At 71.4% G+C, this 12,043-nt stretch carries 10 protein-coding genes; 2 read left to right on the forward strand and 8 right to left on the reverse strand.

Annotated elements, in window-relative coordinates; translation table 11 throughout:
- Nucleotides 1–32 precede the first annotated feature (32 nt).
- Nucleotides 33–863 carry a peptidylprolyl isomerase gene (locus tag ACH4EB_RS11670; RefSeq protein ID WP_398347238.1) on the forward strand — a complete coding sequence of 277 codons (831 nt, stop codon included), beginning with the start codon at nucleotides 33–35 and terminating at the stop codon, nucleotides 861–863.
- A gap of 252 nt (nucleotides 864–1,115) precedes the next feature.
- Nucleotides 1,116–2,348, forward strand: coding sequence for a DUF349 domain-containing protein (locus tag ACH4EB_RS11675; protein ID WP_398347239.1), 1,233 nt, complete (start codon nucleotides 1,116–1,118; stop codon nucleotides 2,346–2,348).
- A 56-nt stretch (nucleotides 2,349–2,404) separates the two neighbouring features.
- On the opposite strand, the gene ACH4EB_RS11680 is transcribed toward ACH4EB_RS11675, so the two are convergent.
- The 8 genes from ACH4EB_RS11680 to ruvC form a co-directional block, all read right to left on the reverse strand.
- On the reverse strand, nucleotides 2,405–4,906 hold the full coding sequence (locus ACH4EB_RS11680; protein WP_398347240.1) for a RelA/SpoT family protein: 2,502 nt from the start codon (nucleotides 4,904–4,906) through the stop codon (nucleotides 2,405–2,407).
- Between the two features lie 218 nt (nucleotides 4,907–5,124).
- Nucleotides 5,125–5,673, reverse strand: coding sequence for an adenine phosphoribosyltransferase (locus tag ACH4EB_RS11685; RefSeq protein ID WP_398347241.1), 549 nt, complete (start codon nucleotides 5,671–5,673; stop codon nucleotides 5,125–5,127).
- Complete coding sequence (gene secF / locus ACH4EB_RS11690; RefSeq protein WP_398347242.1) at nucleotides 5,670–6,809, reverse strand: protein translocase subunit SecF; 1,140 nt, start codon at nucleotides 6,807–6,809, stop codon at nucleotides 5,670–5,672. The genes ACH4EB_RS11685 and secF overlap by 4 nt, the downstream gene beginning before the upstream one ends.
- Nucleotide 6,810: 1 nt before the next feature.
- Nucleotides 6,811–8,595, reverse strand: a complete 1,785-nt coding sequence (secD, locus tag ACH4EB_RS11695; RefSeq protein WP_398347243.1) for a protein translocase subunit SecD — start codon at nucleotides 8,593–8,595, stop codon at nucleotides 6,811–6,813.
- A gap of 150 nt (nucleotides 8,596–8,745) precedes the next feature.
- Nucleotides 8,746–9,297 (reverse strand): preprotein translocase subunit YajC, encoded by a 552-nt coding sequence (gene yajC / locus ACH4EB_RS11700; protein ID WP_398347244.1) that lies wholly within the window; start codon nucleotides 9,295–9,297, stop codon nucleotides 8,746–8,748.
- A gap of 162 nt (nucleotides 9,298–9,459) precedes the next feature.
- Nucleotides 9,460–10,560 carry a Holliday junction branch migration DNA helicase RuvB gene (gene ruvB / locus ACH4EB_RS11705; protein WP_398347610.1) on the reverse strand — a complete coding sequence of 367 codons (1,101 nt, stop codon included), beginning with the start codon at nucleotides 10,558–10,560 and terminating at the stop codon, nucleotides 9,460–9,462.
- 145 nt (nucleotides 10,561–10,705) lie between these two features.
- On the reverse strand, nucleotides 10,706–11,326 hold the full coding sequence (ruvA, locus tag ACH4EB_RS11710; RefSeq protein WP_398347245.1) for a Holliday junction branch migration protein RuvA: 621 nt from the start codon (nucleotides 11,324–11,326) through the stop codon (nucleotides 10,706–10,708).
- Entirely contained in the window at nucleotides 11,323–11,946 is a 624-nt protein-coding gene (gene ruvC, locus ACH4EB_RS11715) for a crossover junction endodeoxyribonuclease RuvC (protein ID WP_398347246.1), read from the reverse strand. The genes ruvA and ruvC overlap by 4 nt, the downstream gene beginning before the upstream one ends.
- Nucleotides 11,947–12,043 lie beyond the last annotated feature (97 nt).

Here is a 12,043-nt window from a genome sequence, read left to right on the forward strand (position 1 = left end):
GCAGACCTCAGCGCACACCTAGGAGACGACCGGTGGTCAGCAGCGATCAGCGGCGGCGGCAGCTCGCCCGCGAGAAGTTCGAGCGCCAGCAGCAGCGGCGCGCCGCGGCCCGGCACAAGGCCAAGCGCCGCAACGTGATCGTCGCGGCGGCGGTGGCGGTCGCCCTGGCCGCGGGCGCGGCCGCGTACGCCTCGGTCGGGCTGGCGGGCGGCGGGGACGGCGGCACGACGGACGCCGCGGCGCCGAGCCCGAGCGGGTCCGCCGACCCGTGCGGCAAGCCGGTGCCGGGCGCGCCGTCCAAGGAGCGCTGGAAGAAGGAGCCGGCGATGTCCGTGGACACCTCGGCGGCGTACACGATGAAGCTGGAGACGACCTGCGGCGACATCGGCATCAAGCTGGACGCCGCGAAGGCGCCGCGCACCGTCAACTCCTTCGCTTTCCTGGCGGGTAGGAATTTCTTCGACCACAGCAAGTGCCATCGCCTGGTCGACCAGGGCATCTACGTCCTCCAGTGCGGCGACCCGACCGGCACCGGATCGGGCACCCCCGGCTACACCATCCCGGACGAGAACCTGAAGGACCCGAAGCTCAAGGGCGACGTCTACCCGGCGGGCACGGTCGCGATGGCCAACCGCTACGACGGCAAGAGCGACAAGACCCGCGACAGCGGCGGCAGCCAGTTCTTCCTGGTCTACCAGGACAGCAAGCTGCCCCCGAACTACACGCCGTTCGGCACGGTCACCGAGGGCATGGACGTCCTGAAGAAGATCGCGGCGGCGGGCTCCAGCCCCGACCAGGCGACGGGCAACACCGCGCCGAACGCGACGGTGGTGATCAACCGGGCGACGGTCACGAAATCCTGACCCGGCGCGCCCCCGGGCCTGCCGGAGGCGCCGCCGTGGTGGGCGAACCGCGAAATTTCGGTCGTGCTGGATGCGGACAGCCGGCCCGCCGGTCGCCTAGATTGGCGTTGTGTAGGGTGCCTGCTCCGACGGCTGCCACCCGCACCCGCAAGACACCCGTCGGACCGGCCGGGGCGCTGCCCCGCCGGACAGAAACTGTGGACGATGCCGGGGGGCGACGCGCTCTCGTCGGCATCATGTGGAGGAGGCGCTGTGAGCAGCGACCCATGGGGCCGCGTCGACGAGACGGGGACCGTGTACGTGCGTACCGCCGACGGCGAGCAGGTCGTCGGATCGTGGCAGGCGGGATCCCCCGAAGAGGCCCTCGCCTACTTCGAGCGCAAGTATGAGGGCCTGGTCGTCGAGATCGGCCTCCTCGAACGGCGGGTCAGGACCACCGACCTGTCGGCCAAGGACGCGACGGCCGCCATCGACCATCTGCGGCAGCAGGTGGACGAGCACCACGCGGTGGGCGACCTGGACGCGCTGCGCAAGCGGCTGGACCAGCTCGTCACCGATGTCGAGGCGCGCCGCGAGGAGCGCAAGGCGCAGAAGGCGCGGCAGAGCGACGAGGCCCGGCAGGCCAAGGAGAAGCTGGTCGCCGAGGCCGAGGAGCTGGCGGCCAGCGAGCAGTGGCGGGCGGCCGGCGAACGGCTGCGTGCCCTGGTGGACACCTGGAAGGGCCTGCCGCGGCTGGACCGCAAGGCGGACGACGAGCTGTGGCACCGCTTCTCGCACGCCCGCTCGGCGTTCTCCAAGCGGCGCAAGGCGCACTTCGCATCGCTGGACGCGCAGCGCGAGGAGGCCCGTAAGACCAAGGAGCGGCTGGTCGCGGAGGCCGAGGCGCTGTCCGGCTCGACGGACTGGGGACCCACCGCGGCCCGGTACCGCGAGCTGATGACCGACTGGAAGGCCGCGGGCCGTGCCCAGCGCGAGCACGAGGACGACCTGTGGAACCGCTTCCGCGGCGCCCAGGACATCTTCTTCCAGGCGCGCAGCGAGGTGTTCGCGGAGCGCGACGCCGAGCAGCGGGAGAACCTGACGCGCAAGGAGGAGCTGGTCGTCGAGGCCGAGAAGCTGCTCCCGGTCTCGGACCTGAAGGCGGCGCGGGCCGCGTTCCGTTCGATCAACGAGCGGTGGGAGGCCATCGGGCATGTGCCGCGGGACGCCCGCCCGAAGATCGAGGGCCGGATGCACGCGGTCGAGCGCGCCATCCAGGAGTCCGAGGAAGCCGAGTGGCGGCGGACCAACCCGGAGGCGCGGGCGCGGGCGGCGGGTCTGACCGGGCAGCTCCAGGACGCGGTCGACAAGCTGCAGAAGCAGATCGACGCGGCGCGCGCGGCCGGCAACGACGCCAAGGCCGACAAGCTCGGACGTGAGCTGGAGGGCCGCCAGGCGCTGCTGGACCAGGCGCTCAAGGGCCTTGAGGAGTTCGGCGGCAAGTAGGCCGCAGCCACGAGGGCCCGGTACGGACATCCGTACCGGGCCCTCGTCCGTGGTCGTTACGGCCTGCGCGCCGACGTCACGCGGTACACGTCGTAGACGCCCTCCACGCTGCGTACCGCCTTCAGGACGTGCCCGAGGTGCTTCGGGTCGCCCATCTCGAAGGTGAAGCGGGAGGTGGCCACCCGGTCGCGGGACGTCTGGACGGCCGCGGACAGGATGTTGACGTGCTGGTCGGAGAGGATGCGCGTGACGTCCGACAGCAGCCGGGACCGGTCCAGCGCCTCGACCTGGATGGCGACCAGGAAGACCGAGGACTGGGTGGGCGCCCACTCGACGTCCAGGATCCGCTCCGGCTGCTTGGACAGCGAGTCGACGTTGACGCAGTCGGCGCGGTGCACCGAGACGCCGTTGCCGCGGGTGACGAAGCCGATGATCGGGTCGCCCGGCACCGGCGTACAACAGCGCGCCAGCTTCACCCAGACGTCGTCGACGCCCTTGACCACCACGCCCGGGTCGGCGCTGGAGCGCCGCTTGGAGCGCGGCCGGATCGGCGTGGACTCGGCGATGTCCTCGGTCGCCTCGTCCTGCCCGCCGAGCGCCTGGACCAGCTTCTGTACGACGCTCTGCGCCGTGACGTGGCCCTCGCCGATGGCGGCGTACAGGGACGAGATGTCCGGGTAGCGCATCTCGTGGGCGAGGGTGACCAGCGAGTCGCCGGTGAGGATGCGCTGGATCGGCAGGTTCTGTTTGCGCATCGCGCGGGCGATGGCGTCCTTGCCCTGCTCGATGGCCTCGTCGCGGCGCTCCTTGGAGAACCACGCGCGGATCTTGTTGCGGGCGCGGGGCGACTTCACGAAGCCCAGCCAGTCCCGGGACGGTCCCGCGCCGGGCGCCTTGGAGGTGAAGACCTCCACGAGGTCGCCGTTGTCGAGGGTCGATTCGAGCGGTACGAGCCGCCCGTTGACGCGGGCGCCTATGGTCCGGTGGCCGACCTCGGTGTGCACCGCGTAGGCGAAGTCCACGGGGGTGGCACCGGCCGGCAGCGCTATCACGTCACCCTTCGGCGTGAAGACGAAGACCTCGTTGCGGGACAGGTCGAAGCGCAGCGACTCCAGGAACTCGCCCGGGTCCTCGGTCTCCTTCTGCCAGTCCAGCAGTTGGCGCAGCCACGCCATGTCGTTGACGGTGTCCTGGCCGTCGGCCTTGCTCCTCGGCACGTCGGTCCGCACCTTGGAGGCGCCGGCCACGGCCTCCTGCTTGTACTTCCAGTGCGCGGCGATGCCGTACTCCGCGCGCCGGTGCATGTCGAACGTACGGATCTGCAGCTCGACGGGCTTGCCGCTGGGACCGATCACGGTCGTGTGCAGCGACTGGTACATGTTGAACTTGGGCATCGCGATGTAGTCCTTGAACCGCCCCGGGACCGGGTTCCACCGGGCGTGGACGGTGCCGAGCGCCGCGTAGCAGTCGCGGACGGTGTCGACGAGGACGCGGATGCCCACCAGGTCGTAGATTTCGGCGAAGTCGCGGCCTCGCACGATCATCTTCTGGTAGACGCTGTAGTAGTGCTTCGGCCGCCCGGTGACGGTGGCCTTGATGCGCGCCGCGCGCAGGTCGGCCTGGACCTCGTCGGTCACTATGGCCAGATACTCGTCCCGCTTGGGGGCGCGCTCGGCGACGAGCCGCACGATCTCGTCGTACATCTTGGGGTAGAGGATCGCGAAGGCGAGGTCCTCCAGCTCCCACTTGATGGTGTTCATGCCCAGGCGGTGCGCCAGCGGAGCGTAGATCTCCAGCGTCTCGCGGGCCTTCTTCTCCTGCTTCTCGCGCTTGAGGTAGCGCATGGTGCGCATGTTGTGCAGCCGGTCGGCGAGCTTGATCACCAGGACCCGCGGGTCCTTGGCCATCGCCACGACCATCTTGCGCACGGTCTCGGCCTGCGCCGCCTCGCCGAACTTGACCTTGTCCAGCTTGGTGACGCCGTCGACGAGCAGCGCGACCTGGTCGCCGAAGTCGCGGCGCAGGGTGTCCAGGCCGTACTCGGTGTCCTCGACGGTGTCGTGCAGCAGGCCCGCCATCAGGGTGGCCGGGTCCATGCCCAGCTCGGCGAGGATGGTGGTCACCGCGAGGGGGTGGGTGATGTACGGGTCGCCGCTCTTGCGCTTCTGGCCGCGGTGCCAGCGCTCGGCGACCTGGTAGGCGCGCTCGACCTGCCGCAGGGTGGCGGCCTCGATCTTCGGGTCGTTGCTGCGCACGATCCGCAGCAGCGGTTCGAGGACCGGGTTGTACGGGCTCTGCCGCTGCACGCCGAGGCGGGCCAGGCGGGCCCGTACCCGGTTCGAGGAGCCGGTGCGGCCGGTGTAGCCGGGCGGCGTGGGCTTGGCGGGCACGGGGGACGCGGCGGGCCGGACGGCGGGCGGCTGGGACTTCGGCACGCCGGAGCCCTCGCTCTTGTCCTGCGCACCCGAGGCAGCGCCGGGGCCGGGCTGGTCCGGGTGGGCGGACTGCGGCGCCCCCGGGCGGAGTCCGGGAGAAAGCGGCTGGGCCTCGTCTGGCAAGAGCACTCCTCAAAGGGGGTCCGGACCACAAGACCAGGAACGGGTCGGGCTGCCATGGTATCGACCTCGGCGCTCCGGCTCTTCCGCGGTCGCCGGGTCCGTACATGACAGCAAAAGGGCATCCGGGTTTGTTCCGGATGCCCTTTTACCCGCTTTTTGCGGAATTCCGTGCGTGCGGGAGCGGTACGGTCTCCGCCGTACGAGCCCCCGCAGGCCCGTCAGACCGTGATCAGCGACTCCAGCGGAGCGCCCTTCAGGCCCGGCTCCAGCCGCTGCCGACCGGCCAGAAAGCCCAGCTCCAGCAGCACCGCGACACCCGCGACCTCGGCCCCGGCCCGCCGGAGGAGCTCCAGCGACGCCTCGGCCGTACCGCCGGTGGCCAGCACGTCGTCGATCACCAGCACCCGGTCACCGGGCGCGACCGCGTCCGCGTGTATCTCGATCTCGGCGGAGCCGTACTCCAGGTCGTACGCCTGGCGGAGCGTCGCGCCGGGCAGCTTGCCCGCCTTGCGCACCGGGACGAAACCGATGCCGGCCCGTACGGCCACCGGAGCGGCGAGGATGAATCCGCGCGCCTCCAGGCCCACGACCTTGTCGGCCCCGTACCGCTCGCACAGGGACACGAACGCGTCGGTCAGCGCGCCGAAGGCGGCCGGGTCCGCCAGCAGCGGCGTGATGTCCTTGAACACCACGCCCCGCTTCGGGTGGTCCGGTACGTCCGCGATCCGGCTGAGCAGCAGCTCCCGCAGGCCGTCGGGGGCGCTCATCGGCGCTTGCCCGACGGACGGCCGCGGCCGCGGTTGCGGGACGCGGGCTGACTGCGCCGGCCGGCCAGGCTGCCGGCCTCGGCCGGGTCCTCGGCGCCTTCCGCGTCCTCGTCCCCGGTGTCCTCCTGCGCGGGGTTCTCCCGCTGCTCCGGCGCGTCGTTCCTGGCGGCCGCGGCGCGCTTGGCCAGCACCCGCTTGGCCAGCGCCTTCATCGCCGGGTCGCGCTCCTTGAAGTCGGCGACCAGCGGGGTCGCGATGAAGATCGAGGAGTACGCACCGGCCGCGAGGCCGACGAACAGGGCGAGCGAGATGTCGTTGAGCATCCCGGCGCCGAGCACACCGCCACCGACGAAGAGCAGTCCGGCGACCGGCAGCAGTGCCACGACCGTGGTGTTGATGGAGCGCACCAGGGTCGAGTTGATGCTGCGGTTGGCCAGCTCGCTGTAGGTGAAGCGGGTCTGCTTCCCGATGTCCTTCGACGCCTCCTTGAGACTGTCGAAGACCACGACGGTGTCGTAGAGGGAGTAACCGAGGATCGTCAGCAGACCGATGACGGTGCCCGGGGTGACCTCGAAACCGACCAGCGCGTACACGCCGACCGTGATCGTCAGGTCGTGGATCAGCGCGATCAGGGCCGCCAGCGCCATCCGCCACTCGAAGGCGATGGCGAGGTAGATCACCACGAGGATCATGAAGACCCCCAGGCCCAGCCAGGCCTTGTTGGCGATCTCCTCACCCCAGCTCGGGCCGACGAGCTGGGTGTTGATGTCCTTGACCGGGACGTCCAGGTCCTTGGCCAGAGCCTCCTGCACCGGCACCGACTGCTGGGTGTCCAGCTCGCTGATCTGGATGCGCAGACCGCCGTTGCCGAGCTTCTGGACGGTGGCCTGGTGGCCCTCCGCCGCGGCCTCGGCCCTGTGCTCCGCCTCCGTCGCGGAGACGCTCGTCTTCGGTGTGGTGAAGACCGCGCCGCCGGAGAACTCGATGCCCATGTTCAGACCGCGCACCGCCAGGCCGACGATGGCCGCGATGGTGATCAGGATCGAGATGCCGTACCAGATCTTCCGCTTGCCGATGAAGTCATAACCGACCTCACCGCGGTAGAGCCGGGCGCCGATGTTGCCGAGCTTCGACATCTCACGCCTCCTTCGTCTCGGTGGGGGCGGTGGTACGACGGCGGCGCAGCGGCGGCTTGGCACCCAGGCGCTTGGGGTCCAGACCGGACCACGGGTGACCGTTCGCGAAGAACTTCCGCCGGGCCAGCAGCGTCATCAGCGGCTTGGTGAAGAAGAAGACCACGACGACGTCGAGGAGGGTGGTCAGGCCCAGCGTGAACGCGAAGCCCTTCACCTTGCCGACGGTGACGATGAACAGCACGAACGCGGCCAGGAACGACACGAAGTCGGAGACCAGGATCGTGCGCCGGGCGCGCGGCCAGCCGCGTTCGACGGCCGGGCGCAGCGTGCGGCCCTCGCGGATCTCGTCCCGGATGCGTTCGAAGTAGACGATGAAGGAGTCGGCCGTGATGCCGATGGCGACGATGGCGCCGCAGACGGCCGGCAGGTTCAGCGCGAAGCCGATGGCCGGGCCCAGCAACGTCATGATCGCGTACGTGAGGACCGCGGAGACCGCGAGGCTCGCCAGCGCGACCAGTGCCAGACCCCGGTAGTAGGCGACCAGGTAGACGACGACCAGCGCGAGGCCGATGGCGCCCGCGATCAGACCCGCCTGGAGCTGCTCGCCGCCGAGCGCCGCGGTGACCGTGGTCTCGTCGGCGATCTTGAAGGAGAGCGGCAGGGCGCCGTAGGACAGCATGTTCGCCAGATCCTCGGCGGTCTGCTGGGTGAAGCCGCCGGAGATGGTGGCACTGCCGCCGTTGAGCTGCTGGCTGACCCGCGGGTCGGAGACGACCGCGCCGTCGAGCACGATGGCGAACTGATTCTGCGGCTGGGTCTTGGTGGCCAGCTTGCCGGTGATGTCGGCGAACTTCTTGCCGCCGGCGCCGGTGAAGTCCATCTGGACGATCCAGCCCTGCCCCTGCTGGCTGTCGAAGACCGCGGAGGAATCCTTCACATCGGTGCCCTCGACGGCGACCGGGCCCAGCACGTACTTCTGCGAACCGTCGTCCTTGCAGGCCACGACCGGATCGCCCGGCTTGGTGCCGGCGGCCTTCTCACCGGCGGCGGCGCGCGACTGCTTGGTGGAGCAGTCCAGGTCGGCGAGCTGCTTCTGCAGGGCCGCGGGGATCTCGTCGGCGCCGGTGGACGGCTGCGGCGTGTCGCCCGGCTTGGGCGTGCTGCTGCCGGAGGCCTCCGGCGGGTCGGACGGGCCCTTCTTGAGCGCGCTGGTCACGGCGCGGCCCTGGGTCGTGGAGGTGGGCGTCGGCTTCGCGGTGGACTTGTCGTCCTTCTTGCCGTCGTCCTTCCCGTCGTCCTTGCCGTCCTTCTTGCCGTCGTCGCCCTTGCCGCTCGCGGAAGGAGTCGGGCTCGGGCCGGCGGGCGGCGTCTTCGTACCGGCGGTGGTGGTCAGCACCGGCCGGAAGCCGAGCTGAGCGGTGGTACCGACCTGCTGACGGGCCTGCTTCGCGTCCGTCCCCTTGGGGATGTTGACGACGATGTGGTTGGTGCCCTGGGTCTGGACCTCGGCCTCGGACACACCGAGACCGTTGACCCGCCGCTCCATGATGCCCGCGGCGGTGTTCATGTTGGTCTCGTTGATCGCGTTGGGCTTGCCGGGCTGGTTACGGGCCTCCAGCGTGAAGCTCGTACCACCGGCGAGGTCGATGCCCAGCCGGGGCGTCGAGGTGCCGGAGATGAACATCCCCGCGACCAGCGCCACCATGGCGATCACGATCAGGACCAGGGTGCGCCCCGGCCTTCCCTGGCCCCCAGGAGACCTGCGGCCCTTTTTCGGTGCTGCCACCTTCTCGTATCTCCCTGTCCAACCGCCCGGCTCGGTGCCTGCCGAGCGGCCACGAAGTGTAGTGGGGACGTTGCCCCCGCCGGAGCCTAAACCGTCCCGGAACCGCGGTGCACCGCTCGAAGGGTGCTCCGCGGTTCCGTCGGGGCGGGGCTACTTCGCGTCGGCGCCGCCGTCCTTCTTCTCGGCCTGGTCGGCCTGCGCGCCGCTCTTGGCGCCGTCGGCGGCCTCGGCACCGGTCGCGTCCGCGGCCTTCTCGGCGTCCTTCGCGTCGGCGGCGGGCTCGCTCTTGGCGAGGTCGGTCTTCGGCGACTTGTCCAGGTTCGCGGGCTTGTCGCCGGCGTCGGCCTGGTCGTCGGCGGCCGGGGCACCCTCGGTCAGCGAGGACGCGTCGTCCGGGACGGCCGGGTGGTCCTTGCCCTCGGCGCCGTCGAGGATGCGGTTGTACTCCTCGTCGCCGAGGACCGCGCCGACCGCGTTCTTGGCGTAGAGGGCGTGCACGCCGGGGGCCACCTCAAGGAGGACGGTGTCGTCGTGGATCTCCTTGACGGTGGCGTACATGCCCCCAATCGTCCGGACGCCGGTGCCGGGCTGCATCTCGTCGCGCATCTGCGCGGCCGCCTGCTGCTTCTTCTTGGCGGACCGGGTCATCAGGAACATGGCCCCGATGAGGACGATGAAGGGGAGGAGAGTCACGATACTCACGGGACGGAAATCCTTCGCACGACCGCACGTCCGCGGTCTGATATACGGGGGTGGGAATGCCGGACCATACGGTCGGCATCGGCGGAGTCTAAGCGAGTCCGCACCGGTGGAACAACGCCCAGCATGGCACCGCAGTTCCTGACCCGGCGAGTCCCCGCGCCGTCACGTCCCGAAGAGGCCCTGCTGTCCGCTTCCCCCCGCTTGCTGCCGGGGCGGTGTCAGGCCCATGTGCGTCCACGCGGCGGGGGTGGCGATCCGGCCACGCGGGGTGCGGGCGAGCAGGCCCTCCCGTACGAGGAACGGCTCGGCGACCTCCTCGACCGTCTCCCGCTCCTCCCCCACGGCCACCGCCAGGGTGGACAGGCCCACCGGGCCGCCGCCGAACAGCTTGAGCAGCGCGGTGAGCACCGCGCGGTCCAGGCGGTCCAGGCCGCGGCCGTCGACCTCGTAGACGGCCAGGGCCTGCGCGGCGGTCTCCCGGGTGATCACGCCGTCGGCCTTGACCTGCGCGTAGTCGCGGACGCGGCGCAGCAGGCGATTGGCGATGCGCGGGGTGCCGCGGGAGCGTCCGGCGATCTCCGCGGCGCCCTCGGCCTCTATGTGCACGTCGAGCAGCCCCGCGGAGCGGTGGATGACACGTTCCAGTTCGCCGGGGGCGTAGAACTCCATGTGGCCGGTGAAGCCGAAGCGGTCGCGCAGCGGCGGGGGCAGCAGGCCGGCCCGGGTGGTGGCGCCGACCAGGGTGAAGGGCGGCAGTTCCAGGGGGATGGCGGTGGCCCCGGGGCCCTTGCCGACGATGACGTCGACGCGGAAGTCCTCCATGGCCATGTAGAGCATCTCCTCGGCGGGCCGCGACATCCGGTGGATCTCGTCGAGGAAGAGCACCTCGCCCTCCTGGAGGGAGGACAGGATCGCGGCCAGGTCGCCGGCGTGCTGGATGGCGGGGCCCGAGGTGATGCGGATCGGGGCGCCCATCTCGGCGGCGATGATCATGGAGAGGGTGGTCTTGCCCAGGCCGGGGGCGCCGGAGAGCAGTACGTGATCGGCGGTGGCGCCCCGGGCGCGGGCCGCGCGCAGGACCAGGTCGAGCTGCTCGCGCACCCGCTCCTGGCCCACGAACTCCTCCAGGTCCTTGGGGCGCAGCGCGGCCTCGACCGCGGTGTCCTCGCCGTCCGCGTCGGCCCCCACCAGCCGGTCGGGCCCCTCGGCCGTACCGCCCTGGAGCGGGCCGGCCGCGGTCTCGGTGGGCTCGTCCCAGTTCACTGCGTCCTGCCTCACGTGGTCGTACCGGCCCGGTCGGCCGGCTGCGCGTCGCGGTTCTTACGGGGGTGGCCGGTCGTGCGGGCCCGGACCGCCGGGCCGCCTCGCCGGGCCCGGCGGCCGGGGGCCGCCGCGCGGGGCACCGGGCTCACCGGGCCCGGTTCAGCGACTGGAGGGCGGCCTTGAGAAGCTGCGACACCTGCGGTGCGCGGCCCTCGGCGACGGCCGCCTCGGCCTGCGGCGCGACGGCGGACACCGCCTCGTCGGCCTCCCGGGTCGCATACCCGAGGCCGATCAGCGCGGCGTGCAACTGGTCGCTCCAGCCGGCCGTCACGGCGCTGCCGACGCCCGCGCCGCCCGAGCCGACCGGCGCGCCGAGCCGGTCCTTCAGCTCCAGCAGCAGCTTCTGGGCGCCCTTCTTGCCGATACCGGGCACGGCCGTGAGCGTCTTCTCGTCGCCGTTGGCGACGGCGAGCCGCAGCGTGTCCGGGGAGTGCACCGCGAGCATGGCCTGGGCCAGCCGCGGGCCCACCCCGCTGGCGGTCTGGAGGAGTTCGAACGTCTGGCGTTCGTCGTCGTCGGCGAAGCCGTACAGGGTGAGCGAATCCTCCCGTACGACCAGGGAGGTGGCCAGCTTGGCCTGCTGGCCGACGCGCAGCCCGGACAGGGTGTTCGGCGCGCACTGCACGGCCATGCCGATGCCGCCGACCTCCACGACGGCGGTGTCCGGGGCCAGGGCCGCGACCGGGCCGGAGACGAAGGCGATCATCGGGTGCCCTTCTGGGGTGCCTCGGAGCGCGGTCCGAGAGCGCGTGCGGGAATACGTCGGGTGGTGGCGGGCGCCGGGCGGGCGCGGGCGGCCGCCTGCGCCTGCTGGAAGCGGTTGGCGGCGTGTGCCTGCTGGAGGCGGTTGACGGCGGGCGCGCGCCAGATGTGGCAGATGGCCAGCGCCAGCGCGTCCGCCGCGTCGGCCGGCCTGGGCGGGGCGTCCAGCCGGAGCAGCCGGGTGACCATCGCACCGACCTGCGCCTTGTCGGCCCGGCCCGAGCCGGTCACGGCGGCCTTGACCTCGCTGGGGGTGTGCAGCGCGACGGGCAGTCCGCGGCGCGCGGCACAGAGCATGGCGACCGCGCTGGCCTGGGCGGTGCCCATGACCGTACGGACGTTGTGCTGGCTGAAGACGCGCTCGACGGCGACGCAGTCGGGCCGCTGCTCGTCGAGCCACTCCTCGATACCGCGCTCGATGAGCACCAGGCGGTGCGCGATGTCGGCGTCGGCGGGCGTCCGTACGACCCCGACGCCGGCCATGGTGAGCGGGCGGCCCGCGACGCCGTCGACCACGCCGACACCGCAGCGGGTCAGTCCCGGGTCCACGCCCAGCACCTTCATCGCCGCTCCCCCCTTCTCCCCTTGGTCCTACCGTTGTCCACGGGCCTCGACCCGCTGATCAGCACAGTATCCGCTGCCACTGACAACGCAGGACGGG

This window comes from Streptomyces sp. NPDC018045 (assembly GCF_044327445.1).
GTDB lineage: Bacteria > Actinomycetota > Actinomycetes > Streptomycetales > Streptomycetaceae > Streptomyces.